Here is a 26987-nt window from a genome sequence, read left to right on the forward strand (position 1 = left end):
TCCTTGAGGGTGAGGTCGCCGCCGTCGCGGACGCGGAAGATGCGGAAGGTGTCTTCGGCGTCGCGCTTGATGGTGGAGCCGTTGCCCTTGATGGTGACGTCCTGCTTGATCTCGGGCAGGGCGGAGCCGAACTTGCGGTCCTTGACGCCGAGTTCGTAGGTGCAGTTCTCGGCGAGCTTGAGGGTGCCGCCGTGGTCGCGGTTGGCGAGTTCGAGGGCGTCGATCAGGGCGTCGTCGTCGCAGGCGACCTCGCGGGTCTTGCCGTGGTCGTCCTTGCCGTCCTTGCCCCAGTCGCCCTTGTCCGGGCCCCACTCGCCGCGGTCGCGGCCTTCCTGGCCACGGTCCTTGCCGTCCTTGTCGTACCCGCCGTCGGAGTCGTTGCCGGTGTTCTGGGGAGCGGCGGCGTGGTTGTCCGCCACCGGCTCGGTGCCGGACTTGTCGTCGCGGGCGGCGAGACCGCCCAGCGCCGCCAGCCCGACGACGCCGGTCAGCCCGGCCACGCCGGTGGCGACCCAGAGCGCCCGCCGCTTGCTCGTCCGCGGGGCAGGCGCCATCGGCGCTCCACCGTCGGGTGTCGTTACATCGTTCGACATGAGATGAGAGCCCTTTCGGTTCTTCCCAAACGGGTCGCACCGCCCCAGGCCGGGCGACCAGCTACAAACCGGTTGTAGCCTCTGATCAGCACCGTATGAGAAGGTTCCTCGCGAGGAAGACGTATCCGAAAAAAGCCCGCATTCCTCCCACGATCGGCGGTCGGTGACCAACCACGTGAGCGGACCGCAACTCCCCCCAGACGGCGGCGGGCCCCACCACCTGCCGTGAAGGCGCGGTGGTGGGGCCCGCCGGAAGATCGCGGCCCGCAGGACTCAGCCGGGCAGGCGGGGGCCCGCCTCACGCTGCTCGGCCAGCCAGGTCTCCACCTCGTCGGAGCGCCGCGGCAGACCGGCCGACAGGTTCACCGGACCGTCCGCGGTGACCAGGATGTCGTCCTCGATCCGCACGCCGATGCCCCGCAGCTCCTCGGGGACCATCTCGTCCTCCGGCTGGAAGTAGAGCCCCGGCTCGACGGTCAGCACGTACCCCTCGCCGAGCGGTCCCTCCCGGTAGTTCTCCTTGCGCGCGTTGGCGCAGTCGTGCACGTCGATGCCGAGCATGTGGCTGGTGCCGTGCAGCGTCCACCGCCGGTAGACCGTGGAGGCCGGGTCCATCGCCTCGTCCACGCTCACCGGCAGCAGCCCGAGATCCTTCAGCGCCTCGGCCAGCACCCGCATCGAGGCCAGGTGCACGTCCCGGAACGCCACGCCCGGCCGGCACATCTCGATGCCGGCCTGCTGGGCGGCGTAAACGGCGTCGTAGACCTGGCGCTGCAACGGCGTGAACCGGCCGTCGACCGGCAGCACCCGGGTGACGTCGGCGGTGTAGAGGTTGCGGTTCTCCACGCCCATGTCCATCAGCAGCAGGTCACCCGGACGGGTGGCGCCGTGGTTGTGCACCCAGTGCAGGACAGTGGCGTGCTCGCCGGCCCCGACGATCGAGCCGTACCCGACGTCGTTGCCGTCGTGCCGGGCGCGCAGCGCGAAGACGCCCTCCAGCAGCCGCTCGGAGACGCCGCGGTCGGCCGGCAGCGCCCGTGCCACGTCCTCGAAGCCGCGCACCGTGGCGTCGCACGCCTCCTGGAGCTGCGCGATCTCCCACTCGTCCTTGACCAGCTTCAGCTCGGCGATCGCGATGGCCAGCTCCCGGTCGCGGCCGGGCTGACCGTCGGCGCGCGCGCCGTCGTACTGACGCACCGCCGCGTCCACCCGGGCGTCGAAACCGCGCAGCACCCGGGTACGCCCCGGCGCCAGCTCGGCCAGCGTCGCGTCCAGCTCGCTCAGGTCGGCCGTCGGCAGGCCCAGCTCGGTGGACTTCTCCCGCAGCGTCGGCCGGCGGCCCACCCACAGCTCACCGTGCCGGCTGCGGAAGAACTCGTCGGTCACCCGCGACGACCGGGGCCGCATGAACAGCGTGGACTCGCCACCCGGGCGCAGCACGAGGACGCTGTCCGGCTCCAGGTCGCCGGTCAGGTACGCGAAGTCGCTGCCCGGACGGAACCGGTGCTCGGTGTCGTTGGCGCGTACCTTCTCGTTGCCCGTGGGGATGACCAGCGTCTCGCCCGGGAAGGCCTCGGCCAGCGCGGCCCGCCGCTTGGCGTGGTTGGGCGCCTCCGGGCGCGGGGCGACCGGCAGTTCGGTGTCCCGCCAGCCCTGGCGCATGAACGACAGGAACGCCTCCGGGAAGTCCGGGTCGTGCGACTCCGTACCGTCCGCCGGTTTGCCCTGTCGCGTCCGCTCCTCGGCCATGATCCGTCCCTCCCTGAGCCTCGTCGCTGGTCCAGACGGTACCGCGCGCACGACAGCGGGAGGTGCCTGCGGTGCCGCGACGGAGGCTTCCGGCGCGTGGAAAGATGGCGGCCATGTGCGGACTCCTGGCCTTCTTCAGCGCGCGCGGCGACGCCGCCGCCCACCGCGACAACATCGCCGGCGCACTGGAGTGCCTGCACCACCGTGGCCCGGACGAGACCGGGGTCGAGGTGGTCGGCGACGCCTCCGGCCGGTACGCGGACGGTGTGTTCGCGCACAAGCGCCTGGCGATCATCGACGTGGCGCTGAGCCACGAGCCCCTGCCGTACGCGGGCGGGCGGTACCTGCTCACCTTCAACGGCGAGATCTACAACTACATCGAGCTGCGCGAGGAGCTGATCCGCGACTACGGCGCCCAGTTCGCCACCAACGGCGACGGCGAGGTGATCGTCGCCGGCTACCACTACTGGGGTGAGCAGGTGCTCACCAAGCTGCGCGGCATGTTCGCGTTCGTCATCTGGGACCGGCAGGAGCGGCGGGCCTTCGGCGCCCGGGACTACTTCGGCATCAAGCCGCTGCACTACCTGGAGACCCAGGACGGCCTCTACCTCGCGTCGGAGAAGAAGGCGCTGCTGCCGTTCGCGCACTCGGCGTACCAGGGCGACGCGGGCATCGACACCGCCAACCTGAGCCACTACCTGACGCTGCAGTACGTGCCGGAGCCGGGCACGCTGCACAAGGGGATCAGCCGGATCGGCTCGGGGGAGTACCTGACCTGGACCCCTGGTGGCCGGATCGAGGTGCGCCGCTGGTACCGCCCGGTGTTCCGGCCGGCCCCGGTCTCCGACGAGCAGCGGCTCTACCACGACATCCGGGAGACGCTGCGGGAGAGCGTCCGGATGCACATGCGCTCGGACGTGCCGGTCGGCTCGTTCCTGTCCAGCGGCATCGACTCCACCGCCGTGGTGGCGCTGGCCCGCGAGTTCAACCCGAACATCCTCACCTTCACCGTCGGCTACGACGTGCCCGGCTACTCCGAGATCGACGTGGCCCAGGACTCGGCCCGGCACCTCGACGTGACCACCATCCCGACCAAGATCGGGCCGCAGGACATGATCGACGCGCTGCCGAAGATCGTCTGGCACCTGGACGACCCGGTCGCCGACCCGGCGCTGGTGCCGCTGTACTTCGTGGCGAAGAAGGCCGCCGAGCACGTCACGGTGGTGCTCTCCGGCGAGGGCGCGGACGAGTTCTTCGGCGGCTACACGATCTACCGGGAGCCGCTGTCGCTCAACTCGGTGAACAGCCTGCCCGACGGCGTGCAGAAGGGCCTGCGCGCGGTGTCCAAGGCGATCCCGCAGGGGGTCAAGGGCAAGAGCTTCCTGGAGCGCGGCACCACCCCGATCGAGCAGCGCTACTACGGCAACGCCCGGATGTTCACCGAGGAGGAGAAGCAGCACCTGCTGCGCCGCTACGACCCCTCGGTGCGCTACACCGACGTGACCGCCCCGATCTACGCCGAGTGCACCGAGCTGGACGACGTCACCAAGATGCAGTACGTCGACCTCTACACCTGGCTGCGCGGCGACATCCTGGTCAAGGCCGACCGGATCTCGATGGCGCACTCACTGGAGGTGCGGGTGCCGTTCCTGGACCGGGAGGTGTTCAACGTCGCCGCCGGCATCCCGGTCGACCTGAAGCTGCCGCCCCGCTCCGAGGCCACCAAGTACGCGATGCGCCAGGCGCTGCAGGGCGTCGTGCCGCCGGCCATCGTCAACCGCAAGAAGCTGGGCTTCCCGACCCCGACCCGGGTCTGGCTGCGCGGCGAGATGTACGAGTGGGCGCGGCACGTGCTGTCCACCTCGGGCGCGGGCGACCTGATCGACCTGTCGTACGCGATGCGCCTGCTGGAGGAGCACAAGCGGGAGGAGGCGGACCACTCCCGCAAGGTGTGGACCGTGCTGATCTTCTGCATCTGGCACGCCATCTTCGTGGCCAAGACGCTCGACCCGGGCATCCAGCGCAACCAGTCCGCGCTGCTCACCAAGCCGGTCGTCGGCAGCATGGTCCGCTGACCCGAGCGTGACGAGGAAGGGCCCCCGGGGTGTTCCCCGAGGGCCCTTCCCGTTACGGGGTCACCTGCCGGTGCAGGTGACCGTCGGCAGGGTGTTGGTGCCGGAGAAGTTCGCGGTGAAGCCGAACGTGGTGGTGCCCTCCGGCGGGACGCTGCCGTTGTAGGCGGCGTTGGAGACGCTCACCGACGCCCCGCTGCCGCTCAACGTGCCGTTCCACACCTGGTTGATGGTCTGGCCGCTGGGCCAGGTCCAGTTCGCGGTCCACCCGGAGTACGTCCGGGTGCTGTGGTTCATGATCGTCACTTCGCCCTGGAAGCCGCCACCCCAGGCGGTGACCACCTTGTACACCGCCATGCAGGAGCCGGCCGGCATGGTCGGGCTGGTCGTCACCGGCGGAGGCGAGGTCGGCGGCGCGGTCGTCGGGGGCGCGGTGGTCGGCGGCGCGGTGGTCGGGGGCGCGGTCGTCGGGGGGTTGCTGCCGCCCGAGCCGATCCCGGTCACCTCGCCGTTACCGCCGTCGAACGTCACGTCCGAGCAGCCGAAGAAGTTCTCCTGGCTGTCCGAGCGGACCCAGCGCGAGTAGATGATGTGCCGGCCGCTCTTGTTCGACGGCAGGTTGCCGGTGAAGTAGTAGTGACCGTCGTTGGTGCCGACCGCGCCGCGCTGCGGCGGGTTGGTCACCTGCAGGAACGGCTGCTCCTCCAGGTCGCTCCAGGCCAGCGGCCGGTTCGGGCTCCAGCTGTCCTTGGTCACGTAGAAGTAGAACGTGCCCGGGTGGTGGGCCCAGTTGCTGTACCGGAACTCCATCGACCGGCCCGCCGTCAGGTGGGTGATCGGCCAGTCGTTGCGCGCCGCGTCGTACCCGCTGAAGCCGGGGTTGCCGCCGCTGCACAGCTTGCCGTCGGGGATGAACCCGACGGTCCGCCCGCCGGCGTCGGAGCGCAGCACGCTGAACCAGTTGTACAGCGAGTTCGCGCCGCTCTCGGCCACCGCCGACGAGCAGGCGGGGTTGTTCGGCCGGATCTCACCGGTCCCGGTGAGGCCGTCCTTCCAGCACAGGTAGGTGCGGGCGCCCGGCGTCATGGCCGCGCCGTGCGCGGCCGCCGGTCCGGAGTTGGTGACCAGGGCGAACGCGCCCAGGGTCAGGGTGGCGGCCGCGGTGAGCAACGCGGCCGTACGGGATCGGGATCGGTGCACGGGGATCTCCTGACTCGCGGAGCGTGGCCCGGTTCGGCCCGCCCCGCTGCGACGAGCGGATGCGACGATCGCGGTGCCCGCGCCCGGTCGGAGTGCGGCCGTGGCCGTCGACGGGCGCGCACCGTCTGCGGTCCGTTGCCCAACGGACCGTGGATGCCCTCGCGTCGGATCGACCCGGCGGCCGGTGACGCGGCAGCCCCCGCGTCGTCACCCGGCACCGCCATCCCACCACGTCCGGGCGCGGCCCGCAATAGGCGCCGTTCGATGCCAGGGTCCCGGCGCGCGGTGGCGCCGGTATGAGCCAGGATCGGGGTAGGACGACGAGGGGAGCCAGGATGGGGTACGCGGTGGTGCTCGGCGAGGCGCTGGTGGACCTGCTCGACGCCGAGCGCGACGGAGAGCCCGTCTACCGGCAGGCGATCGGCGGGGGACCGCTCAACGTGGCGGTGGCGACCGCTCGGCTCGGCGGAGACGCGCGGTTCGTCGGGTCGCTCGGCGACGACGCGCTGGCCGGACGGATCCGCGCCTTCCTCACCGACGCCGGTGTGGACGTGAGCGGGACGGTGACCGTGCCGGCCCCGACCGCGCTCGCGGTGGCCACCTTCGCCGGCCCCGAGCCGGACTTCCGCTTCTACGGCGAGCCCCGCTCGTACGCGCTGCTCGGCCCGGACGACCTGGACGTGGCGCTGGTCGAGGGCGCGGACGTGCTCTACTGCGGCTCGATCGTGCTGCTCGACCCGCCGGTGCTCGCCGCCGCCCGGCGCGCCTGGTCGATCGCGGGCGCGCTGCGGGTGTTCGACCCGAACGTGCGGCCCCGGCTGCTCACCGCCCCGGACGCGCTGGACGGGCTGCGCGCGGTGGTCGCCGAGTTCGCCGCCGCCGCGCACCTGGTCAAGCTCAGCAGCGCCGACGCGCGGCTGCTCTACCCGGACGAGCCGGTCGAGGGCGTGGCCGCGTACCTGCGGGAACTGGGCGCGAGCACGGTCGTGGTCACGCTCGGCGCGGACGGCGCGCTGGTCGCCGCCGGCGACGACGTGGTGCGCGTGCCCGCGCCGAAGGTGGACGCGGTGGACGCGACCGGCGCGGGGGACTCGGTGATGGGCGCGCTGGTGGCCGAGCTGCTGGCCGCCGGTGAGCCGGCCGACCCGGTGGGCTGGCGGGAGCGGGTGGCGTTCGCGCTGCGGGTGGCCGCAGTGGTCTGCGAGTCCCCGGGTGGCGCCACCGCCATGCCCACCCGCGCGGAGGTGACCGCCCGCTTCCCGTGAAAGGAAGGGCCCCTTGTTAACGCCTCAGGTAGAGAAGGGGCCCCTTCTTAACGCGCTCAGCGCTCAGCCCGCGTGCGGGTCATCGTCAGGACGGTGACCAGGGTGAGGACGGCGGCGCCGGCCAGGACCGTGGCCATCGGCAGGGCGCTGCCCTCGCCGCCGAGCCCGACCAGGGGCGCGGCCAGCGCGCCGACGACCGACTGGATGCCGCCCATCAGCGCGGCGGCGGTGCCGGCGTGGCGGGCGTGCGCGTCCAGCGCCAGCGCCGTGCTGTTCGGCGTCACCATGCCCAGCGCGCCGACGTACCCGAACAGCGCCACCGCGGTCAGCGCGAGGCCGTCGGTCAGCGCGCCGCTCAGCACGCCGGCCGCGGCGACCAGGCCGACCGCCAGCGCGGTGACCAGCAGCCGGCGTGGCGGGAACCGGTCGAGCAGCCGGGCGTTCAGCTGCCCGACGGCCACCAGACCGAGCGCGTTGACGCCGAAGATGACGCTGAACACCGCCGCGGAGACGCCGAAGACGTCCTGGAACACGAACGACGACCCCGAGATGTACGCGAACAGCCCGGCGAAGGCGAAGCCCTGGGTCAGCGCGTACCCGAGGTAGACCCGGTCGGCGAGCAGCGACCGCATGGTCCGGGCGGTGGCCCCCAGTCCGCCGGTGCTGCGGCGCTCGGCCGGCAGCGTCTCCGGCAGGCGCAGCGCGACCGCGACGGCCAGCACCGCGCCGATGGCGGCCAGCACCAGGAAGACGGACCGCCAGGAGCCGAACCGGAGCACCAGGCTGCCCACGCCCGGCGCCGCGATCGGCGCGACCCCGAAGACCAGGGTGAGCCGGGAGAAGTACTTCGCGGCGTCCCGGCCCGAGTAGAGGTCGCGGACCACGGCGCGGGCGACCACCACGCCCATGCCGCCGGCCAGGCCCTGGGCGAACCGGACGGCGGCCAGCAGCGGGGCGTTCGGCGCCGCCGCGCACGCCAGCGCCAGCACGGTGTACGCGACCACGCCCACCAGCACCGGACGGCGGCGCCCCCAGCGGTCGCTGAGCGGCCCGGTGACGAGCTGGCCGAACGCCAGGCCGATCAGGCAGGTGGTCAGCGAGAGCTGGATGCCGGCCTGGTCGGCGCCGAGGTCGCGGGTCATGGCCGGGAACGCGGGCAGGTACATGTCCAGCGAGAGCGGGCCGATCGCGGTGAGCGTGCCGAGCAGCACCAGCAGGCTCGCGCCGCCGGTGGACGCGGTGGCGCCGGCGCCGGACGGGCGGGCGGCGGGCGGCGCGGCTTGACTCACGAGCGGGTACCCCCTGAAATCCGATGTGCTCGGGTACCTTACCTCTGTAGTCAGAACTATTGCGATGTGAGGCGGGTGACCCCGTGTCGACGAACGAGCAGGTCGCGCGGTTCGGCGCGGTCCTCGGGGAGCTGCACCGGCTCGTGCGCCGCCGGTCCACGGCGCGCGCCGGGCGGGACCCGCTGCCCGAAGCTCAGGTGGAACTGCTCCTGCTCGTCCGGGACACGCCGGGCATCAGCGGCAAGGACGTGGCCCGGCGCCTCGGCACGGCGCCCAACACCGTGAGCACGCTGGTCCGCGACCTCACCGACGCCGGGCTGCTGGCCCGCGACCGCGACCCCGCCGACCGCCGCGTGGTCCGGCTGCGCGTCACCGAGGCCGCCCACCGGCGGATGGCCGACCACCAACGGCACCGCACCGCGCTGCTCACCGAGGCGCTGGCCGACCTCGACCCGGCGGCGCGCGACGCGATCCTGGCCGCCGCCCCGCACCTCGACACGCTGCTCACCACGCTGCGGGCACACACCCGCCCGGAACGGGACCCCCGTACGTCCGGAAACCCGGTGGCCGCCGCGCCGCCCGGCACCGGATGATCGCCGGGTGATGCTGCACCAGGACGAGACACCTGTGGACGAGGGGATCGTCCGGGCGCTGCTGACCGACCAGCGCCCCGAGTGGGCCGCGCTGCCGTTGACCCCGGCCGGCGCCGGGACCGACAACACCATGTACCGGCTCGGCGACGACCTGCTCGTCCGGCTGCCCCGCACCGCGGAGAAAGCCGGCGCGCTGCGCAAGGAACAGCTGTGGCTGCCCCGGCTCGCGCCACTGCTGCCGTACCCGGTGCCGGAACCGCTCCACGCCGGGACGCCGACCACCGCCTTCCCGCTGCCGTGGTCGGTGCAGCGGTGGATCCACGGCGACGAGGTCGGACCCGGCACGGTCCGGGACTGGGCCGCCCTCGGCGCCGACCTGGCGGTGTTCGTACGTCACCTGCACGCGGCCGACCTGCTCGGCGCGACCCGCGCGGACGCGCTGAGCGGATACCGCGGCGGCAGCCTGCACCCCTGTGACACCTGGGTCAGCGCGGCGCTCGACGACTGCCGGAGCAGGATCGGCGACGAGACCGACGTCGACACCCTGCACCGGCTCTGGCGCGACGCCCTCACCCTGCCCGAACCCGCCGGCCGGCACGTCTGGCTGCACACCGACCTCAAGCCCACCAATGTGCTGGCACGCGACGGCCGGCTGTGCGCGGTGATCGACTTCGGCGGGCTGACCGTCGGGTTCCCGGACGCGGAACACGCGCCGATCTGGGACCTGCCGCCGCCGGCCCGGCACGCCTACCGGGAGGCGCTCGGTGTCGACGACGTGACCTGGGCACGGGCCCGCGCCTGGGCGCTCGGGGTGGCGGCCAGCGGCGTCTCCTACTACTGGCACACGTTCCCGGCGTTCGTCGCCGAGTGCCGCAACCGTCTCCGCGAGATCCTCGCCGACGCCGGCTGAGCCCGGGCCGCCACTCAGGCGGTGCCGTCGAGTTCGGCGTAGCCGCGGCGGGCGGCGATCAGGCCCGGCCGGGCGCCGAACGGCGACTCGGCCGCCACCCGCTCCGGCGGCGCGCTGCCGGTGTGCCCGGCGCGGATCAGCCACGCCTGCCGCGCGAGCTGCGCGTGCTGCTCGCGGACGAAATCCGCGCCGACCGGCTCGCCGTGGCCCGGCACCACCACCGTCGCGGGCGTGGTCAGGCGCAGCAGGTCGGCCAGCGCGTCCGGCCACCGCAACGGGTACGACTCCTCGAACGCCGGCGGCCCGCTCTGCTCCACCAGATCGCCGGCCACCAGCACGTCCGCATCGGGCACGTGCACCACCAGGTCGGCGTCGGTGTGCCCATGCCCGGGATGGCGCAGCACCACCCGGCGGCCCCCGACGTCGAGCACCGTCTCCTCGACCACCTCGTGCGTCGGCGCCCGCAGCTCGGTACGCGCCAGCTCCTCGGCCAGCGCCGGCTGCTCGGCGCGCATCTCCTCGTACGCGGCGCGGCGCAGCGCGTCCGGCCGGTCCCGCAGCGCCGCCACGGCCTGCGGGTGCGCGTAGATCGCGGTGTCCGGCCCGGCCAGCGTGGCGTTGCCGAAACAGTGGTCGAAGTGGTGGTGCGTGTTCACGATCGTCCACGGGTACGGCGTCACCGCCCGCGCCGCCGCCGCCAGTTCCCGCGCCTGCCCGGCCGTGGAGAGCGTGTCGACCAGCAGCGCCGCGCCGTCGCCGACCACGAGCACCACGTTCACCGCCAGCAGCGGCTCACGTCGCACGTGCACACCGGGGGCGACCTCGGTGAAGCCGGCGGTCATGACGGGCCGAGGGCCCGCTCGACGAAGCGCTGCCGGTCGACCAGCGCCCGCTCGACCCGGCCCTGCGCCGCCACTGTCGGACCGTCGGTGACAGTCACCTCGAAGACGAGCCGCTTCCCGTCGACCTTCACCAGCTCGGCGTGGGCGGCCACGGTACGCCCGACCGGGGTGGCCGCGCGGTGCTCCAGCTCCACCCGTACGCCGACGGTGGTCGACCCGGACGGCATCCGGGTCGCGGTGGCGGCCACCGTCGCCGCCTCGGCCAGCGCCAGCACGCGCGGGGTGCCGAGCACCGGCACGTCCCCGGAGCCCACCGCCTGCGCGGTGTCGGCGTCGGTCACTGTCAGCTCGACGCGGGCGGTCAGGCCCGGCGTGAATGGCGACTCCGGCTGCTCCTGCATGCGGCCGAGCCTAGTGCAGATGAACGGGGGCCGTCCGGCGTCCGAGCCGCCGCGCCCGTGTCGTCCCCGCCCGCCCGCAGGCCCGCCCGTCGCCCGCCGTTAACCTTGTCCGCGATGGCCGAGCAGACACAATCTCCGACCCCCGCCCCCGACGCGACCACCGAGTCGCCCGACGGCGGGCGCCGCCGTGTGATCGCGATGACCATCTGGGGCGTCGCCTTCGTGGCGGGCTGGCTCGTCATCGGCCTGCCCACCGACCCGGCGTACGCGTTCCTGTGGATCTGGGCCGGCACCATCGCCTGGAACTCGGCCCGCCCGTGGCGCAGCCACCTGCGCTTCGCCCGGGACTGGATCCCGGTGGTGCTGCTGCTCGCCACGTACAACCTGTCCCGGGGCTTCGCCGACAACGGCGCCACCCCGCACGCGATGGAGCTGATCGTCGCCGACCGGTTCCTCACCGGCTGGCTCACCGGCGGTGAGGTGCCGACGATCTGGCTGCAGGAGCGCCTGTACGACCCGTCCGAGGTGCGCTGGTGGGACGTGCTGGTGAGCTGGATCTACTTCTCGCACTTCGTGGCGACGTTCGCCGCCGCGGCCGTGCTGTGGATGCGCAACCGGCGGCGCTGGATCGCGTACATGTCCCGCTGGGGCTTCCTGTGCGCGGCCGGCCTGGTCACCTACTTCGCCTACCCGGCCGCGCCGCCGTGGTGGGCGGCGCAGAACGGCCTGCTGACCGAGGTCGCGCGGATCTCCACCCGGGGGTGGAAGGAGATCGGCATGCACGGCGCGGGCAACCTGCTCAACGCCGGGCAGATCGCCTCCAACCCGGTGGCCGCGATGCCGTCGCTGCACACCGCGTTCGCGCTGTTCGTGGTGCTGTTCTTCATGCGGTCGGTGCGCAAGCGCTGGTGGCCGCTGATGCTGGCGTATCCGCTGGCCATGACGTTCACGCTGATGTACAGCGGCGAGCACTACCTGATCGACGTGCTGGTCGGCTGGGCGTACGTGGGCATGACGTTCCTGGTGGTCGGCCTGGCCGAGCGCTGGTGGGCGGCGCGGCGGGCCCGGCGTGCCGGTGAGCCCGCCGGCGCGGCCGGCGTGCCGCAGCCCGCCACCGCGGCCGACACCCCCGCCGACGACCGGGACGCGGTGCCGGCCGAGCGACGCTAGCCCCGCTGGCGGGTCAGCGGCGGTGGTCGGCCCGGCGCGCGGCCCGCGACCGCTCGGTCAGCTCCGCGGCCAGCTCCCAGGCGTCGGCCAGGTCCCGGTCGACCGCCGCCGCCCCGGCCCCGCCCGCGGTGTCCGCGTGCACGGTGGCCAGCCGCAGCAGCCGCTGCGCCGGCCCCTGCGTGACGCGCACGCTCTGGATCCGGGCGTACGGCACCAGCGTCAGCTGGCGGGTCAGCAGCCCGGACCGGGCCACGAACACCCGCTCGTCGAGGCCGGCGCCGACCACCTTGCGGCTCAGCGGGCGCAGCCAGCGGGCCCGGGACGGGGGCGGCGTGCCGGGCAGTTCGTCCAGCCGCACGCCGGGCAGCACCTCCGCCACCACCATCGCGCCGGTGCCGGCGTCGCCGACCGGCAGCAGCCGGTCCGGGCGGTTGCGGTCGTCCGGCTCACCGGCCGAGTAGCCGGCCACCTCCAGCCGCAGCCGCAGCCAGCCCTTCATCCGCCAGAGCAGCGGCCAGGTCGCCCGCACGGTCTGCACCCGGTGCAGCGGCACCGTCTGCACCCGCGTCTCCAGCAGCCCGTTGTGCACACGCAGCGTGCCGTCGTCCCGGTCGAGCCGGAAACTCCAGTCGTCGAGCACCCGCCGGACCGGTTGCAGCACCACACCCGCCATCGCGGTGAGCGTGCTCGCCACCGCGATGAACGACCACGAGCCCTCGGAGAGGAACTGGGCGCCCACGAACACCACGCCGACCGGCAGCAGGAACGCCTGCGGCGTGAGCAACTGGCTGACCAGCAGGTCCTGGTTGCGGACGACGTGCAGCCGGCGGCCGGCCGGCGCGGGCGCGACAGGCGTACCCGGGGCGGCCGGCACGCCCGGCTCGGTCGCGGCGGGCGTCGGGGCCCGGCCGGCGACAGCGAGCAGCCGCTGCCGCAGCGCGGTGGCCTCGGCCACGCTGAGGTAGGCCAGCGGCGCCTCGGTCTTGCCCCCGCCGACCACCTCGAGCCGCAGCTCGGCCAGGCCGGTGAGCTGGGCCAGCAGCGGCCGGACCACCTCCACCGCCTGCAACCGCTCCAGCGGGATGGCGCGCGTGCGCCGCCACAGCAGGCCCTCGTACACGCGCAGCTCCCGGCCCACCAGGTGGTAACCGGTGTTCCACCAGCTCACCACGGACAGCACGGTGGCCCCGAGCACGAAGACCGTGACCAGCAGGGCGAACCAGCCGAACCCGACCCGCGACAGCGTCGACCAGGACAGACCGGCGATCACGACGACGAGTGACTTCGCGCCGTGCAGCGCGGGGCTCAGCGGATGCAGCCGCTGCCGCGGTTCCTCGCCGTCCGCCGAGGGCGCGGCGGCCGGACCCCAGGGTCCCGGGTACGGCGGAGCGGGCGCGGGCCACGGCCCGGGCGTCGCGTCGGCCGTCCCGTATCCGGGCGGGGGGCCGTAACCGGGTGGTGGCGCGTATCCGGGCGGCGGTCCGTAGCCGGGCGGCGCGGCGGGCGGGCCGTAACCCGGCCCGGGCGGCTGTTCCGGACCGACCGGCGGTGGGGGACCGGGCGCCGCCCCGGGCCGGTCGTCGTGGGGCCGCGGCGCGCCGGGATCGCTCCGGTCGCTCACAGGCCCTCCGCCCGGTCCTCGCCCAGCGCGGTGAGCCGGTCGCGCAGCCGGGACGCCTCGGCCGGACGCAGCCCCGGCACCCGGGCGTCGCTGGCGGCCGCCGCCGTGTGCAACTGCACAGTGGCGAGATCGAAGGCACGCTCCAGCGGACCGGCGCTCACGTCGACGAACTGCATCCGGGAGTACGGCACGATGGAGAGCCGCCGCACCAGCAGACCGTGCCGCACCAGCAGGTCGTCGTCGCGCTCGGCATACCCCCAGGCGCGGACCGCACGCACGATGGTGATCGCCCGCCAGACGCCGATCAGCAGGGCCACGCCGACGGCGGCGCCGAGCAGCCAGTGCCCGGACAGCGCCCAGGCCACGCCGAGCACCACGAGCGCCACCGCCAGCCCGATGCCGAGCCGGATCAGCTCCACCCAGATCAGGTCGCGGGAGATCGGCCGCCAGTCGACGGTGTCCGGCCAGGGCTCCAGCGCGCTGCGCGACGCGGGCGGGAGGCCGGTGTGGCCGTCACCGCTCACCGGGAGGACCTGCCGTGCTCGCCGCCGGTACGGGCTCGGGTCGTCTGCTCGCTCACGCTTCGAGCGTAGGCGATCAGGGAAGCGGGACCACCTCGCGGAGGAAGCCGCGTGCGTCGAGGAAGTCCCCGAGGGAGTCCCGGTGCGCCGGGCAGGCGAGCCAGGTCTTGCGCCGGTCGGGCGCGTGCAGGCGGGGGTTGTGCCAGCGGAGCTGGTAGGCGGCGGGAGCACGACACCCCCGCGCCGAGCAGATCAGCTCGTCTTCGGGGGCGTTGGGAGTCGTCACCGGGGCGAGTCTAGGCGTCGCACGCCGGGAGTTTTAGCGCCGGGCGGCCACGGGGGGAGCCGCCCGGCGACGGGGTGAATCGTACACACTGCGGACCCCTTTTTGTCCACCCGTGTTCAGCGTTTTCGTGCGGCGGTACGGCGTGGCCGGACGGCGCGGCGAAAATCGTGCCTCTCCCACCCTCGGCTCTCAGCGAGGCATGACAGTCTTGATACGCACCACGCCGCGACGACGACCCTGCTGTGGAGGACCGGTGGCCCAGCCGACCACACCCGACGTGCCGAACCCGACCGAGGCGCCGCCGGACGCCCCGCCCCCGGCGGCCACCACCCCGGCGCAGGACGCCACGCTGCTGGAGCGGGCGCTGTTCGAGACCAAGCGGGTGATCGTCGGCCAGGACCGGATGGTCGAGCGGATGTTCGTCGCGCTGCTGGCCCGGGGGCACTGCCTGCTGGAGGGCGTACCGGGCGTGGCCAAGACGCTCGCCGTGGAGACGCTGGCCCGGGTCGTCGGCGGATCGTTCGCCCGGGTCCAGTTCACGCCGGACCTGGTGCCCGCCGACATCATGGGCACCCGGATCTACCGGCAGTCCAGCGAGAAGTTCGACGTCGAGCTGGGTCCGGTCTTCGTCAACTTCCTGCTCGCCGACGAGATCAACCGCGCGCCGGCCAAGGTGCAGTCGGCGCTGCTGGAGGTGATGAGCGAGCGGCAGGTCTCCATCGGTGGCGAGAGTCACCGGGTGCCGGACCCGTTCCTGGTGATGGCCACCCAGAACCCGATCGAGCAGGAGGGCGTCTACCCGCTGCCGGAGGCGCAGCGGGACCGCTTCCTCATGAAGATCGTCGTGGGCTACCCGACCGACGCCGAGGAACGCGAGATCGTCTACCGGATGGGCGTCGCCCCGCCGGAGCCGGCCCGGGTGTTCGACACCCCCGACCTGATCGCCCTGCAGCGCAAGGCCGACCAGGTCTTCGTGCACAACGCGCTCGTCGACTACGCGGTCCGGCTGGTGCTCGCCACCCGGGCGCCGGCCGAGCACGGCATGCCCGACGTCGCCCAGCTCATCCAGTACGGCGCCAGCCCGCGCGCCTCGCTCGGCCTGGTCCGGGCCACCCGCGCGCTGGCGCTGCTGCGCGGGCGCGACTACGCGCTGCCGCAGGACGTGCAGGACATCGCGCCGGACATCCTGCGACACCGGCTGGTGCTCAGCTACGACGCGCTCGCCGACGACGTGCCGGCCGACCACATCGTGCACCGGGTGATGTCGACCATCCCGCTGCCCGCCGTCGCGCCCCGTCAGCAGGCCGCGCCGCCGCCGGCGGTGCCGCACAACGGATGGCCCGGGCAGCGGCCGTGACCCCGCCCACCCGGCTCGCCACCGGCGACCGTTCCGGAGCCGTGCTGGCCCGGCTCCAGCTCATGGTCACCCGCAAGCTGGACGGGCTGCTCCAGGGCGACTACGCCGGGCTGCTGCCCGGCCCGGGCAGCGAGGCGGGGGAGTCCCGGGAGTACCGGCCCGGCGACGACGTGCGCCGGATGGACTGGCCGGTCACCGCCCGCACCACCATGCCGCACGTGCGGCGTACGGTCGCCGACCGCGAGCTGGAGACCTGGCTGGCTGTGGACATGTCGGCCAGCCTGGACTTCGGCACCGGGCGGTGGCTCAAGCGGGACGTGGCGGTCGCCGCCGTCGCCGCGCTGGCCCACCTCACCGTGCGGGGCGGCAACCGGATCGGCGCCGTCGTCGGCACCGGCGGGGCCGGTGGGCCGGGCAAGCTGCTGCGGCTGCCCGCCCGCGCCGGCCGCAAGGAGGCCCAGGGGCTGCTGCGGGCGGTGGCCGGCGCCGAGATCCGGCCCGGTCGCAGCGACCTCGGCGCGCTCGTCGACATGCTCAACCGGCCGCCCCGGCGGCGCGGCGTGGCGGTGGTCATCTCCGACTTCCTCGCGCCGCCGCAGCAGTGGGGCCGGCCGCTGCGTAAGCTGCGGGTCCGCCACGACGTGCTGGCCGTGGAGGTGGTCGACCCGCGGGAACTGGAACTGCCCGACGTGGGGGTGCTGCCGGTGGTCGACCCGGAGAGCGGCGAGCTGCACGAGGTGCAGACCGCCGACCCGGGCCTGCGCCGCCGGTACGCCGAGGCGGCGGCCGCCCAGCGCGGGGCGATCGCCGCCGAGCTGCGCGCCGCGGGCGCGGCCCACCTGCGCCTGCGTACCGACCGAGACTGGCTGCTGGACATGGTGCGTTTCGTCGCCGCGCAGCGGCACGCCCGCACCCGAGGGACGACTCGATGATCCGTTTTCTGCAACCGTGGTGGCTGCTGGCCGTGCTGCCGGTGCTCGCCCTCGCCGCCGCGTACGTCTGGCGGCAACTGCACCGCCGGCAGTACGCGCTGCGGTTCACAAACGTCGACCTGCTGCGTACCGTCGCGCCCAAGGGACTGGGCTGGCGGCGGCACGTGGCGGCCACCGCGTTCCTGCTCTGCCTGCTGGTGCTGGCGACCGGGCTGGCCCGCCCGGCGATCGACACCCGCGAGCCGCTGGAGCGGGCCACCGTCATGCTCGCCATCGACGTGTCGCTGTCGATGCAGGCCGACGACGTGTCGCCGAACCGCCTGGAGGCGGCGCAGGAGGCGGCCAAGCAGTTCGTGGGCGAGCTGCCGGAGAGCTACAACCTGGGGCTCGTGTCGTTCGCGAAGTCCGCGAACGTGCTGGTGCCGCCGACCAAGGACCGGGCGGCGGTGAACACCGCCATCGACGGGCTGGTGCTGGCCGAGGCGACAGCCACCGGCGAGGCGGTCTTCACCTGCCTGGAGGCGATCCGCTCGGTGCCGGCCGACGGCGCCGCCGGCATCCCGCCGGCCCGGATCGTGCTGCTGTCCGACGGCTACCGGACCTCCGGCCGGTCGGTGGAGGAGGCCGCCGCGGCGGCGCAGGCGGCGAACGTGCCGGTGTCCACCATCGCGTTCGGCACCGACTCGGGCCAGGTCGACATCGGCGGGCAGCTCCAGCGGGTGCCGGTGGACCGCACCGCGCTGTCCCAGCTCGCGGAGACCACCCAGGGCTTCTTCTACGAGGCCGCGTCGGCCAGCGAGCTGAAGCAGGTCTACCAGGACATGGGCAGCTCGATCGGCTACCGGACCGAGCCGCGCGAGATCACCCAGTGGTACGCGGGCGTCGCCCTGCTGCTGGCGCTGTGCGCGGGCGGGCTGAGTCTGCTCTGGACGTCCCGGCTGGTCTGAGCCGGGCCCGGCCGGCGGTGGTCAGTGACCGCCGCCGGCCAGCACGAACAGGACCGCCACCCAGACGGCGGCGAGGGTGAAACCCAGGGGGGCGACGTAACGGCTCATGGGTGTGCTCCGTGGCGACAGTCGGCCCGGTACGGGCCGTGGGGGGTCGGGGCGTACGCGCACGAAGTCGTGACCGGGTGCTCCGCCGCGCGGCAGGGCCGCCCCGGCGTGGGCGCCGGAGAGCGGATGCGGTGCGGAGGGCGGGAAGCGGGTCAGCCGCGTCGACCGAGCCGTGGCTCAGCGGGGCTGACGGTGGGCCCGGCCACGACTGGGAGGATCGCTATCTCGCACAGCGATCACCTCCTACGGTCGGCGGGGCCCGGAACGCGGGCGCAGACCGGCCCGCAGACCCGGTGATCGTACACCGGTGTGTGCGGGTGTCGCGCGCGCGGCCGCCGACCCCGGCGGCGCCGGCGTGTGACCTGCTCGGGTTAGCGCTTACCTACCGGTAACCCCTAGGCTCCGACCGGACCGAGAGATCACTGGAGCAGAGGGGGATCCGTGGCCCGTACGGTGCTGGTGACCGGCGGCAACCGGGGGATCGGCCTGGCCATCGCGCAGGCCTTCGCCAAGCAGGGCGACCGGGTGGCCGTCACGTACCGGAGCGGCGAGGCCCCGGAGGGCCTGTTCGGGGTGCGGTGTGACGTGACCGACGCCGAGTCGGTCGACGCCGCGTTCACCGCGGTCGAGGCCGAGCTGGGCCCGGTGGAGGTGCTCGTCGCCAACGCCGGCATCACCGACGACACGCTGCTCATGCGGATGTCCGAGGAACAGTTCACCCGCGTGCTCGACACCAACCTGAGCGGCTCGTTCCGGGTCGCCAAGCGGGCCTCGACGAAGATGCTCCGGAACCGGTGGGGCCGGATGATCTTCATCTCCTCGGTGGTCGGCCTCTTCGGTGGCGCGGGCCAGGTCAACTACGCGGCCAGCAAGGCCGGCCTGGTCGGTGTGGCCCGCTCGATCACCCGCGAGCTGGGCAGCCGCAACATCACCGCGAACGTGGTGGCGCCCGGCTTCATCGACACCGACATGACCGCCGGGCTGCCCGAGGAACGCAAGGCGGAGCTGCGCAAGGCGATCCCGGCCGGGCGGATGGCCACCCCGGACGAGGTCGCGGGCGTCGTCACCTGGCTCGCCTCGGACGCGGCCGGCTACGTCACCGGCGCCGTCATCCCGGTCGACGGCGGCCTCGGCATGGGTCACTGAGCAGAGCACGGAGGAGACACGCAATGTCCGGACTTCTCGCCGGTAAGCGACTGCTGGTCACCGGCGTCATCACCGACGCCTCGATCGCCTTCTCGGTGGCGAAACTCGCCCAGGAGAACGGCGCCCAGGTCGTGCTCAGCGGCTACGGCCGGCTCTCCCTGGTGGAGCGGATCGCCAAGCGGCTGCCCGAACCCGCGCCGGTGATCGAGCTGGACGTCACCAGCGAGGAGCACCTGGCCGGCCTGGCCGACAAGGTACGCGAGCACGTCGACGGCCTGGACGGGGTGGTGCACTCGATCGGGTTCGCCCCGCAGAGCTGCCTCGGCGGCGGCTTCCTCGACGCCCCGTGGGCGGACGTGGCCACCGCGCTCCAGGTCTCCACCTACTCGTACAAGTCCCTGGCCATGGCCGCGCTGCCGCTGATGTCCTCCGGCGGCGCCGTGGTGGGCCTCACCTTCGACGCCACCAAGGCGTGGCCGGTCTACGACTGGATGGGCGTGGCCAAGGCCGGGCTGGAGTCCGCCTCCCGCTACCTGGCGCTGCACCTGGGCAAGCAGGGCATCCGCAGCAACCTGGTCGCGGCCGGCCCGCTGCGCACCATCGCCGCCAAGTCCATCCCCGGCTTCGACCAGTTCGAGGACGCCTGGACCGAGCGGGCCCCGCTGGGCTGGAGCCTCACCGACCAGGAGCCGGCCGCCCGGGCCTGCCTGGCGCTGCTGTCGGACTGGTTCCCGGCCACCACCGGCGAGATCGTCCACGTCGACGGCGGCTACCACGCCATCGGCGCCTGAGATGTAAGGAAGGGCCCGTTCTTAACGCCTCGCGCATAGGAAGGGGCCCTTCTTAACACCCCATGCCCGGGTGGTCACCGCGCCGACCAGGGGGCGTCGCCACACCGTCACGGCGGGCGAGGAAGAATGGACCCCATGGCGTACGACGCGTTGGTGCTGGTCTCCTTCGGCGGCCCGGAGCGGCCCGAGGACGTTCTCCCGTTCCTGCAGAACGTCACCCGGGGGCGGGGGGTGCCGCCGGAGCGGCTGGCCGAGGTCGCCGAGCACTACCTGCACTTCGGCGGGGTGTCGCCGATCAACCAGCAGTGCCGTGACCTGCTCGCGGCGATCCGCGCGGACTTCGCCGCCAACGGCGTCGACCTGCCGGTCTACTGGGGCAACCGCAACTGGGACCCGATGCTCGCCGACACGGTGGCGCGGATGCGCGACGACGGGATCACCCGGGCGCTGGCGTTCGTCACCAGCGCGTACGGCGGCTACTCCTCCTGCCGGCAGTACCAGGAGGACATCGCCTCGGCCCGCGCCGCGGTCGGCCCGGACGCCCCGCTGATCGAGAAGCTGCGCCAGTTCTGGGACCACCCCGGCTTCATCGAGCCGCACGCCGACGCGGTCCGCGCCGCGCTCGCCCAGTTCGACCCCGCGAAGCGGGACAGCACCCGGCTGGTCTTCACCGCGCACTCGGTCCCGATGTCGGCGGCCGCCAGCGCCGGCCCGCACGGCGGCCGGTACACCGCCCAACTCGAGGAGGTCGCCCGGCTGGTGCACGCCGCGGCCGCGCCGGACCTCGCGTACGACCTGGTCTGGCAGAGCCGGTCCGGCCCGCCGCAGGTGCCGTGGCTGGAGCCGGACGTCAACGACCACCTGGCCACGCTGCCCGAGCAGGGCGTGACGAGCGTCGTGGTCAGCCCGATCGGCTTCGTCTCCGACCACCTGGAGGTGGTGTGGGACCTGGACACCGAGGCGCTGGAGACGGCCAAGCAGCTCGGCCTGGACTTCGTCCGCGCCGGCACCCCGGGCGTCGACCCGCGGTTCGTGGCGATGGTCCGCGAGCTGGTGCTGGAACGCACCGCCCCGGACGGCGAGCGGCTGCGCCGTCGGCTCGGCGAACTGCCGGCCTGGGACACCTGTCCGGCGTTGTGCTGCGTACCCCCGGCCCGCCGGCCCTGAGCCCGACCCGACGACACCCCTGGGGACGACACGATGCTTGACCGCAAGCCGGTGCAGAGCTGGCTCACCGACATGGACGGCGTGCTGGTGCACGAGGGACAGCCGGTGCCGGGCGCGCCGGAGTTCGTCAAGAAGCTGCGTGCCTCCGGCAAGCCGTTCCTGGTGCTGACGAACAACTCCATCTACACCCCGCGTGACCTCCAGGCCCGGCTGGCCCGGATGGGGCTGGACGTGCCGGAGGAGGCGATCTGGTCGTCCGCCCTGGCCACCGCCCAGTTCCTGGCCGACCAGCGGCCGGGCGGGACCGCGTACGTCATCGGTGAGGCCGGGCTGACCACGGCGCTGCACGCGGTGGGGTACGTGCTCAGCGACTTCGCCCCGGACTACGTGGTGCTGGGGGAGACACGCACCTACAGCTTCGAGGCGATAACCAAGGCGATCCGGCTGATCAACGACGGCGCCCGGTTCATCTGCACCAACCCGGACGCCACCGGCCCGTCGATGGAGGGCGCGCTGCCGGCGGCCGGTTCGGTGGCGGCGATGATCTCCAAGGCGACGGGTGTCGACCCGTACTTCGTCGGCAAGCCCAACCCGATGATGATGCGCTCGGCGCTGAACACGATCGACGCCCACTCCGAGTCGACCGCGATGATCGGCGACCGGATGGACACCGACATCCTGTGCGGCCTGGAGGCCGGCCTGGAGACGATCCTGGTGCTCACCGGCATCAGCAGCCGGGCCGAGGCCGAGCGGTACCCGTACCGTCCGTCGCGGATCGTCGACTCGGTGGCCGACCTGATCGACGAGGTCTGAGCCGGGGTTCTACAGCCGCAGCGGCGCGTTGCAGGCGGCCACCAGGGCCTGCCGGCAGGCGGTGGTCAGCGGCCGCAGCGCCGCGTCGCGCTGCTGCGCCTCGTAGGTGTTCACCGCGCCGCCGGGCGCGCTCTCCCCGGCCAGCGCCAGCACCCGATCGAGTACGGCGGCGCGCGCGAACAGCCGGCGGGCCCGCGGGTCGAAGCCGGGCGGGAGGTCGGTGCCTCCGTCCGGGCGGCGCAACGCGGCGAGCGCACCGGCCAGCTCGGGCCGCCACTGCGCGACGTCGAGGCGGGTCAGCGTGGCTGTCGTCTCGGCGAGCACCGCGGAGAGTTCCGCCTCGGCCTCCGCCGCGCCGGGCGTGGACAGGGACGCCTTCGGCGCGTCCGCCGGCAGCGGGTGGACCCGCCAGAGCACTGTCTCCCAGGTCATCCCCGACCCGGAGGTGTGCGTGCGGACCTCCGGCACCAACCCCATGCCGCTGGCCACCACCGCCTCGCCGGCCACCAGCGCCGCCCCGGCGAACGCGCCCGGGCCGGGCAGGCCGCGCGGGTCGCCCGGCGCGGGCAGCACCAGGCGGATGTCGTCCGGGGAGTGCTTGGCCAGGCTGGGCAGCGCCTCCCGCAGGGACACGTCGGTCCAGGTGCCGGGTGCGTCGGCGACCAGGTGCTCCTCGTCGCCGGCGACCGCGTCGGCCACCTCGTCGAACGGCACCAGGCCGGCTCGCCAGGCACGCACCCAGGCGACGAACCGGCTCGACCGGCGCGGAGCCAGTGTGGCCGCGCCCGCTGCGGGGGAGGACATGCCGAAAGGGTACGTGCTCCGCGCCGCTGCTGTCTCGGCTGCCGCTCCGGTGGCGCGACCTGCCCCCAACTAACCCCTTCGCACCGTTTCGTGCCGACGGATGACGCCCCGGTCGGCGCGTCGGCGAGCGACACGCCGAGGTCGTGGCTAGCGTCTCCGGCATGGCGGGGCGATACGACGGCGACGTGCTGGCCGGCGACTGGCGGCGACGGAAGGTGACCCCCGAGGTCGACGCCGAGCCGGACCTGGTGGTCGAGGACGCCGACTCCGGGTTCTGCGGCGCGGTGGTCGGCTTCGACACCGGCGCGGTGGTGCTGGAGGACCGGCACGGGCGACGGCGAAACTTCCCGCTGCTGCCCGCCGCGTTCCTGCTCGACGGCCGGCCGGTCACGCTGCGGCGGCCGGCCCGCGCCCCGGTGCCTGCCGCGCGCCGCCGTACCGCGTCCGGCTCGATAGCTGTGGACGGCGTACGGGCGCAGGTCGCCAAGGCCAGCCGGATCTGGGTCGAGGGCGTGCACGACGCCGCGCTGGTCGAGCGGATCTGGGGCGACGACCTGCGCATCGAAGGCGTCGTGGTGGAACCGCTGGACGGCATCGACGCGCTCGCCGACGAGGTACGCGCGTTCGCGCCCGGCCCCGGCCGCCGACTCGGCGTACTGGTCGACCACCTGGTGCCCGGCTCGAAGGAGAGCCGGATCGTCGCCCGGGTCAACTCGCCGCACGTGCTGGTCACCGGGCACCCGTACGTCGACGTGTGGCAGGCGGTACGCCCGGCGGCCCTGGGCATCGCGGCCTGGCCGGTGGTGCCGCCGGGGCAGCCCTGGAAGGAGGGCGTCTGCGCGGCGCTCGGGGTGGCCGAGCCGGCTGACATGTGGCGGCACATCCTGTCCCGGGTGGACAGTTTCGCCGACGTGGAGACGCCGCTGATCAACGCGATGGAGCGGTTGATCGACTTCGTCACCGAGCCTGTCTGAGAGGTCGGTTGCGGTTGAGGGCCGGGGGCGACCGTGCCCGGCTCCGGGCGGTCAGGCTTGATCCCTGCGCCGGTCACGGTCGCCCCCGGCCCCGCCGTGCGCCAGCGCCACCCGCACCCGCCCCCGCCCCGGCCCCTCGCGCCCCCGGCCCCCCGCGCCCCGCCCCCCCGCGCCCCGCCCGCCCCCGCCAGGGTGATCAAGGAGTTTGCGGGTGAATTGGAGATCAACGCGGACGCGAACTCCTTGATCACGGGGCGAGCGGTGCGGGTGTGCGTCGATCATGGAGTTGTGGTCCCCGCGGATCGGGCATAGCGGGGCGAAATGAGGGCCACAAGTGCAAGATCGGCGGGGGCGGGGGCGAGGGGCGAGGGGTGGGTGTCAGGGGAGCTCGTCGGGGGTTCGGGTCAGGACGAAGGTGGCTATGTCCAGGGCTACCGGGGTGCCTGATTCGTCGCGGATCACCGTCAGGATCTCGCCGTCCTGGGAGCCTGCGCGGCCCCGCCACCGGTCCGGGCCCTCGCGGGTGAAGCGCAGCTGCGGCCTGCCCACCTGGCCGCCGACCAGGTCGCCGGCGGCGTCGACGCGGAACTCGTACTCGCCGCCCATCCACCACCAGCGCCCGGTCAGCGCGGCCACGTCGGCGGCGGGCGGGTCGGCCGGGCGCCAGGGGGCGGGCGCGGCCGGTTCGGCGTCCAGCACCAGTGTGAGCGCTTCCCGGCCGAGCGCGCCGATGTGGTGGCCGCGCAGCCCGTACGAGTTGGCGAAGTTGACCACGGCGGTGCCTGTGGGCCGGTGCACGGCCAGGCCGGCGACGTACCCGGGCATGGATCCGCCGTGCCCGACGTACACCCGGTCGCCGACCCGGTAGAGCTCGATGCCGAGGCCGTGCCCGCCGGTCCACGAGTCGAGGTCGTTGATGACCATGGGGGCGCACATCTCGGTGAGCGTGGCGGGGGAGAGCAGCGCCGGGTCCGGGTCGGCCAGGAACGTGGCCCAGCGGCCCAGGTCCTCGACCGTGGACCAGAGCTGGCCGGCCGGCGCCATCGCCGCGGTGTCGGTGCGCGGCTCCTCCCGCAGCGTCTCGTGCCAGGGGTGGACGACGTATCCGCGGGCGTACGGCTCGGTGGGGTGGTACGTGGTGCGGCGCATGCCCAGCGGGGCCAGCAGCCGCTCGGTCAGCAGCTCCGCCCAGGGCGTGCCGGTGATCCGTTCCAGCGCGGCGCCGAGCAGCCCGTACGCCAGGTTCGAGTAGTGGTAGACGAAGTGCGGCGGGTAGGCGATCTTGTCCGGCGTCAGCCCGGCGAGCAGGGTGTCCAGGTCCGTGCCCCCGACCCGCTCCCACCAGTCGCCGTCCGGCTCGCGTTGCAGGCCGCTGACGTGGCCGAGGAGCTGGCGCACCGTCACCGAGCCGACCGGGGTGCCGGGCAGGTGGGCGTCCAGCGGGTCGTCCAGTGACAGCCGGCCGGCGTCGCGCTGCTGCATCACCAGCACCGCGGTCATCGTCTTGGTGATCGAGCCGATCCGGTACTGCAGGTCGGCGTCGGGGCGGGGCGTCTCACCGGCGACGGCGAGGTGCGCCAGCCGGCCGTCGCGGACCACGCCGAGGGCGAGGGAGGGGCCCCGCCCCTCGGCCTGGGCCCGGGCGACCAGCAGGTCCACCTGACGCGCGGTCTCGGGCAGCAGGGGCATCTCGTCCTCCTCGTCGGCGGTGGGCGCGGTACGCCGAGCCGAGCCTAGCGATCATGACAGTTCGATGACACGTGCGTTGACGTGTCAGGATTGTTCTCGTGGACGCCGTGTTCTGGATCGTTCTGGGTGTGGTATTGGCGGTCGCCGAGATCTTCACGACGACGCTCTTCCTGATCATGTTCGGGGTCGGGGCGTTCGCCGCGGCCGGCGCCGCGGCGCTCGGTGCGCCGGTGGCGCTGCAGGCGGTGATCTTCGCGGTGGTGTCGGCGTTGTCGGTGGCGGTGGTCCGTCCGGTGGTCCGGCGGCACGCGCGGCCGGCGATCGAGACCGGGGAGCAGCCGTTCGGGGTGGAGGCGCTGGAGGGGGCCACCGCTGTGGTCCTGGAGCCGGTCGACTCCGAGCGCGGGATGATCAAGATCGATGGTGAGCTGTGGACGGCCCGCTCGTACGACGCGACGCGCTCGTACGCCGAGGGTGAGCGGGTGCAGGTGATCAAGGTTCGGGGCGCTACCGCCCTGGTATGGCAGGACGACATTTCCACCCCGGGCGAGCTGCCCGAAGCGAAAAGGTGAACGGTATGGAGTTTCTGGCGATCCTGATGATCGCGGTGGCGTTGATCGGTGTGGTGACGCTGTTCAAGGCGGTGCGGATCGTGCCGCAGCAGCGGCAGGACGTGGTGGAGCGGCTGGGCCGGTACAAGCGCACGCTGAACCCGGGCCTGAACCTGCTGGTGCCGTTCGTCGACGCGGTACGCACCAAGGTCGACATGCGTGAGCAGGTGGTCAGCTTCCCGCCCCAGCCGGTGATCACCTCCGACAACCTGGTCGTCTCGATCGACACGGTTCTCTACTTCAAGGTCGTCGACTCGGTTCGCGCCACCTACGAGATCTCCAACTTCCTCCAGGCGATCGAGCAGCTGACCGTCACCACGCTGCGTAACGTGATCGGCTCGCTGGACCTGGAGCGCGCGCTGACCAGCCGCGAGGAGATCAACCGGCACCTGTCCGGCGTGCTGGACGAGACCACCGGCCGCTGGGGCATCAAGGTGACCCGGGTCGAGATCAAGGCGATCGAGCCGCCGCCGAGCATCCGCGACTCGATGGAGAAGCAGATGCGCGCCGAGCGGGACCGCCGCGCCGCGATCCTCAACGCCGAGGGCCACAAGCAGTCGCAGATCCTCACCGCCGAGGGTGAGAAGCAGGCCGCGGTGCTGCGCGCCGACGGTGACCGGCAGGCCCGGATCCTCCAGGCGGAGGGCCAGGCCAAGGCGATCCGTACCGTCTTCGACGCGATCCACACCGCCAACCCGAGCCAGAAGGTGCTGGCCTACCAGTACCTCCAGGCGCTGCCGCAGATCGCCAACGGCACTGCCAACAAGGTCTGGATCGTCCCGACCGAGCTGACCAAGGCCCTGGAGGGCATGGGCGGCGCGCTGGGCGGGCTGGCCAACATGGCCGGCGACGTGCCGTCGCCGGAGGCCGCCCGCAGCGCCGGCGAGGTCGAGCGGGAGGCCGCCGAGGCCGCCCAGGCCGCGGCTGTCGCGGCCCAGGAGATCCACAACGAGGTACGGGTGGCCGAGGCGCAGGCCACCGGCGGCAACACCCCGCAGGGCCTGCCCGCGCCGGAGCCGGTGTCGCCGGCCAGCCTGGTGAACGACCCGGCGGACCAGCGCGAGCGGGGCTGACCGGCAAATCCGAGAAGTCCTCATACGGCGCTCCGGCGACTGCCACCATCGGTCTTGAGGACG

At 73.5% G+C, this 26987-nt stretch carries 25 protein-coding genes and 1 pseudogene; 15 read left to right on the forward strand and 11 right to left on the reverse strand.

Annotation, left to right across the window (positions count from 1 at the left end):
- Both A8711_RS06350 and A8711_RS06355 read right to left on the reverse strand, forming a co-directional pair.
- Window positions 1–554 (reverse strand): annotated as a pseudogene (locus A8711_RS06350) (hypothetical protein); the annotation flags it as partial.
- Between the two features lie 312 nt (window positions 555–866).
- The gene (locus A8711_RS06355; RefSeq protein WP_030504250.1) at window positions 867–2342 is read right to left on the reverse strand and encodes an aminopeptidase P family protein; all 1476 of its coding nucleotides are present in this window, start codon (window positions 2340–2342) and stop codon (window positions 867–869) included.
- 113 nt (window positions 2343–2455) lie between these two features.
- Here A8711_RS06355 and asnB point away from each other — a divergent pair, with 113 nt between their 5' ends.
- Entirely contained in the window at window positions 2456–4417 is a 1962-nt protein-coding gene (asnB, locus tag A8711_RS06360) for an asparagine synthase (glutamine-hydrolyzing) (protein ID WP_069087706.1), read from the forward strand.
- Between the two features lie 60 nt (window positions 4418–4477).
- On the opposite strand, the gene A8711_RS06365 is transcribed toward asnB, so the two are convergent.
- Entirely contained in the window at window positions 4478–5614 is a 1137-nt protein-coding gene (locus tag A8711_RS06365) for a lytic polysaccharide monooxygenase (protein ID WP_043329714.1), read from the reverse strand.
- A gap of 335 nt (window positions 5615–5949) precedes the next feature.
- Between A8711_RS06365 and A8711_RS06370 the strand changes: the two genes are divergently transcribed.
- The gene (locus tag A8711_RS06370; protein ID WP_069087707.1) at window positions 5950–6879 is read left to right on the forward strand and encodes a carbohydrate kinase; all 930 of its coding nucleotides are present in this window, start codon (window positions 5950–5952) and stop codon (window positions 6877–6879) included.
- 56 nt (window positions 6880–6935) lie between these two features.
- Here A8711_RS06370 and A8711_RS06375 read toward each other — a convergent pair whose 3' ends face one another.
- Window positions 6936–8168 (reverse strand): multidrug effflux MFS transporter, encoded by a 1233-nt coding sequence (locus tag A8711_RS06375; RefSeq protein ID WP_069087708.1) that lies wholly within the window; start codon window positions 8166–8168, stop codon window positions 6936–6938.
- An 83-nt stretch (window positions 8169–8251) separates the two neighbouring features.
- Between A8711_RS06375 and A8711_RS06380 the strand changes: the two genes are divergently transcribed.
- Together A8711_RS06380 and A8711_RS06385 are read left to right on the forward strand one after the other, a co-directional pair.
- On the forward strand, window positions 8252–8761 hold the full coding sequence (locus A8711_RS06380; protein WP_043329717.1) for a MarR family winged helix-turn-helix transcriptional regulator: 510 nt from the start codon (window positions 8252–8254) through the stop codon (window positions 8759–8761).
- Window positions 8762–8771: 10 nt separating this feature from the next.
- Window positions 8772–9671, forward strand: a complete 900-nt coding sequence (locus A8711_RS06385) for an aminoglycoside phosphotransferase family protein (protein ID WP_199744101.1) — start codon at window positions 8772–8774, stop codon at window positions 9669–9671.
- Between the two features lie 14 nt (window positions 9672–9685).
- On the opposite strand, the gene A8711_RS06390 is transcribed toward A8711_RS06385, so the two are convergent.
- Window positions 9686–10513 carry an MBL fold metallo-hydrolase gene (locus A8711_RS06390; protein ID WP_064445347.1) on the reverse strand — a complete coding sequence of 276 codons (828 nt, stop codon included), beginning with the start codon at window positions 10511–10513 and terminating at the stop codon, window positions 9686–9688.
- A complete protein-coding gene (locus tag A8711_RS06395) occupies window positions 10510–10914 on the reverse strand; it encodes a thioesterase family protein (protein ID WP_030504258.1) in 405 nt (134 codons plus the stop codon). The genes A8711_RS06390 and A8711_RS06395 overlap by 4 nt, the downstream gene beginning before the upstream one ends.
- A 114-nt stretch (window positions 10915–11028) precedes the next feature.
- On the opposite strand from A8711_RS06395, the gene A8711_RS06400 reads away from it, so the two are divergent.
- Window positions 11029–12084 carry a phosphatase PAP2 family protein gene (locus A8711_RS06400; RefSeq protein WP_069087710.1) on the forward strand — a complete coding sequence of 352 codons (1056 nt, stop codon included), beginning with the start codon at window positions 11029–11031 and terminating at the stop codon, window positions 12082–12084.
- 13 nt (window positions 12085–12097) lie between these two features.
- On the opposite strand, the gene A8711_RS06405 is transcribed toward A8711_RS06400, so the two are convergent.
- From A8711_RS06405 to A8711_RS06415, 3 genes are all read right to left on the reverse strand, one after another.
- A complete protein-coding gene (locus A8711_RS06405; RefSeq protein WP_369830102.1) occupies window positions 12098–13705 on the reverse strand; it encodes a PH domain-containing protein in 1608 nt (535 codons plus the stop codon).
- Window positions 13702–14229, reverse strand: a complete 528-nt coding sequence (locus tag A8711_RS06410) for a PH domain-containing protein (protein ID WP_064445350.1) — start codon at window positions 14227–14229, stop codon at window positions 13702–13704. The genes A8711_RS06405 and A8711_RS06410 overlap by 4 nt, the downstream gene beginning before the upstream one ends.
- 73 nt (window positions 14230–14302) lie before the next feature.
- Window positions 14303–14512 carry a hypothetical protein gene (locus A8711_RS06415; RefSeq protein WP_069087711.1) on the reverse strand — a complete coding sequence of 70 codons (210 nt, stop codon included), beginning with the start codon at window positions 14510–14512 and terminating at the stop codon, window positions 14303–14305.
- A gap of 253 nt (window positions 14513–14765) precedes the next feature.
- Between A8711_RS06415 and A8711_RS06420 the strand changes: the two genes are divergently transcribed.
- From A8711_RS06420 to A8711_RS06450, 7 genes are all read left to right on the forward strand, one after another.
- Window positions 14766–15869 carry a MoxR family ATPase gene (locus A8711_RS06420; protein ID WP_043329721.1) on the forward strand — a complete coding sequence of 368 codons (1104 nt, stop codon included), beginning with the start codon at window positions 14766–14768 and terminating at the stop codon, window positions 15867–15869.
- Window positions 15848–16801 (forward strand): DUF58 domain-containing protein, encoded by a 954-nt coding sequence (locus A8711_RS06425; protein ID WP_069087712.1) that lies wholly within the window; start codon window positions 15848–15850, stop codon window positions 16799–16801. The genes A8711_RS06420 and A8711_RS06425 overlap by 22 nt, the downstream gene beginning before the upstream one ends.
- Window positions 16798–17748 (forward strand): VWA domain-containing protein, encoded by a 951-nt coding sequence (locus A8711_RS06430; protein ID WP_064445352.1) that lies wholly within the window; start codon window positions 16798–16800, stop codon window positions 17746–17748. The genes A8711_RS06425 and A8711_RS06430 overlap by 4 nt, the downstream gene beginning before the upstream one ends.
- Window positions 17749–18297: 549 nt before the next feature.
- The gene (fabG, locus tag A8711_RS06435; protein WP_043329724.1) at window positions 18298–19002 is read left to right on the forward strand and encodes a beta-ketoacyl-ACP reductase; all 705 of its coding nucleotides are present in this window, start codon (window positions 18298–18300) and stop codon (window positions 19000–19002) included.
- Window positions 19003–19025: 23 nt separating this feature from the next.
- On the forward strand, window positions 19026–19793 hold the full coding sequence (fabI, locus tag A8711_RS06440) for an enoyl-ACP reductase FabI (RefSeq protein WP_069087713.1): 768 nt from the start codon (window positions 19026–19028) through the stop codon (window positions 19791–19793).
- A gap of 135 nt (window positions 19794–19928) precedes the next feature.
- Window positions 19929–20960 (forward strand): ferrochelatase, encoded by a 1032-nt coding sequence (locus A8711_RS06445; protein ID WP_069087714.1) that lies wholly within the window; start codon window positions 19929–19931, stop codon window positions 20958–20960.
- A gap of 33 nt (window positions 20961–20993) precedes the next feature.
- Complete coding sequence (locus A8711_RS06450; RefSeq protein WP_043329726.1) at window positions 20994–21773, forward strand: HAD-IIA family hydrolase; 780 nt, start codon at window positions 20994–20996, stop codon at window positions 21771–21773.
- Between the two features lie 9 nt (window positions 21774–21782).
- Here the strand turns inward: A8711_RS06450 and A8711_RS06455 are convergent, their stop codons facing one another.
- Entirely contained in the window at window positions 21783–22577 is a 795-nt protein-coding gene (locus tag A8711_RS06455) for a hypothetical protein (RefSeq protein WP_030504270.1), read from the reverse strand.
- 161 nt (window positions 22578–22738) lie between these two features.
- On the opposite strand from A8711_RS06455, the gene A8711_RS06460 reads away from it, so the two are divergent.
- On the forward strand, window positions 22739–23551 hold the full coding sequence (locus A8711_RS06460) for a DUF3097 domain-containing protein (protein ID WP_064445354.1): 813 nt from the start codon (window positions 22739–22741) through the stop codon (window positions 23549–23551).
- A gap of 378 nt (window positions 23552–23929) precedes the next feature.
- Here A8711_RS06460 and A8711_RS06465 read toward each other — a convergent pair whose 3' ends face one another.
- Window positions 23930–25240 (reverse strand): serine hydrolase, encoded by a 1311-nt coding sequence (locus tag A8711_RS06465; protein ID WP_069087715.1) that lies wholly within the window; start codon window positions 25238–25240, stop codon window positions 23930–23932.
- 98 nt (window positions 25241–25338) lie between these two features.
- On the opposite strand from A8711_RS06465, the gene A8711_RS06470 reads away from it, so the two are divergent.
- Both A8711_RS06470 and A8711_RS06475 read left to right on the forward strand, forming a co-directional pair.
- Window positions 25339–25812, forward strand: a complete 474-nt coding sequence (locus A8711_RS06470) for an NfeD family protein (protein ID WP_030504273.1) — start codon at window positions 25339–25341, stop codon at window positions 25810–25812.
- Window positions 25813–25817: 5 nt separating this feature from the next.
- The gene (locus tag A8711_RS06475) at window positions 25818–26924 is read left to right on the forward strand and encodes an SPFH domain-containing protein (protein WP_069087716.1); all 1107 of its coding nucleotides are present in this window, start codon (window positions 25818–25820) and stop codon (window positions 26922–26924) included.
- Window positions 26925–26987: the final 63 nt, after the last annotated feature.

Origin of the sequence: Micromonospora sp. II, from assembly GCF_001709195.1 — a bacterium.
Taxonomy (GTDB): Bacteria; Actinomycetota; Actinomycetes; order Mycobacteriales; family Micromonosporaceae; genus Micromonospora; species Micromonospora chalcea.

Coding starts and splice junctions, on each gene's coding strand:
- A8711_RS06355 (WP_030504250.1), bottom strand. CDS start 2,342: ATGGCCGAGGAGCGGACGCGACAGGGCAAACCGGCGGACGGTACGGAG.
- asnB (WP_069087706.1), top strand. CDS start 2,456: ATGTGCGGACTCCTGGCCTTCTTCAGCGCGCGCGGCGACGCCGCCGCC.
- A8711_RS06370 (WP_069087707.1), top strand. CDS start 5,950: ATGGGGTACGCGGTGGTGCTCGGCGAGGCGCTGGTGGACCTGCTCGAC.
- A8711_RS06385 (WP_199744101.1), top strand. CDS start 8,772: ATGCTGCACCAGGACGAGACACCTGTGGACGAGGGGATCGTCCGGGCG.
- A8711_RS06390 (WP_064445347.1), bottom strand. CDS start 10,513: ATGACCGCCGGCTTCACCGAGGTCGCCCCCGGTGTGCACGTGCGACGT.
- A8711_RS06395 (WP_030504258.1), bottom strand. CDS start 10,914: ATGCAGGAGCAGCCGGAGTCGCCATTCACGCCGGGCCTGACCGCCCGC.
- A8711_RS06400 (WP_069087710.1), top strand. CDS start 11,029: ATGGCCGAGCAGACACAATCTCCGACCCCCGCCCCCGACGCGACCACC.
- A8711_RS06425 (WP_069087712.1), top strand. CDS start 15,848: ATGGCCCGGGCAGCGGCCGTGACCCCGCCCACCCGGCTCGCCACCGGC.
- A8711_RS06430 (WP_064445352.1), top strand. CDS start 16,798: ATGATCCGTTTTCTGCAACCGTGGTGGCTGCTGGCCGTGCTGCCGGTG.
- fabI (WP_069087713.1), top strand. CDS start 19,026: ATGTCCGGACTTCTCGCCGGTAAGCGACTGCTGGTCACCGGCGTCATC.
- A8711_RS06445 (WP_069087714.1), top strand. CDS start 19,929: ATGGCGTACGACGCGTTGGTGCTGGTCTCCTTCGGCGGCCCGGAGCGG.
- A8711_RS06450 (WP_043329726.1), top strand. CDS start 20,994: ATGCTTGACCGCAAGCCGGTGCAGAGCTGGCTCACCGACATGGACGGC.
- A8711_RS06455 (WP_030504270.1), bottom strand. CDS start 22,577: ATGTCCTCCCCCGCAGCGGGCGCGGCCACACTGGCTCCGCGCCGGTCG.
- A8711_RS06460 (WP_064445354.1), top strand. CDS start 22,739: ATGGCGGGGCGATACGACGGCGACGTGCTGGCCGGCGACTGGCGGCGA.
- A8711_RS06465 (WP_069087715.1), bottom strand. CDS start 25,240: ATGCCCCTGCTGCCCGAGACCGCGCGTCAGGTGGACCTGCTGGTCGCC.
- A8711_RS06475 (WP_069087716.1), top strand. CDS start 25,818: ATGGAGTTTCTGGCGATCCTGATGATCGCGGTGGCGTTGATCGGTGTG.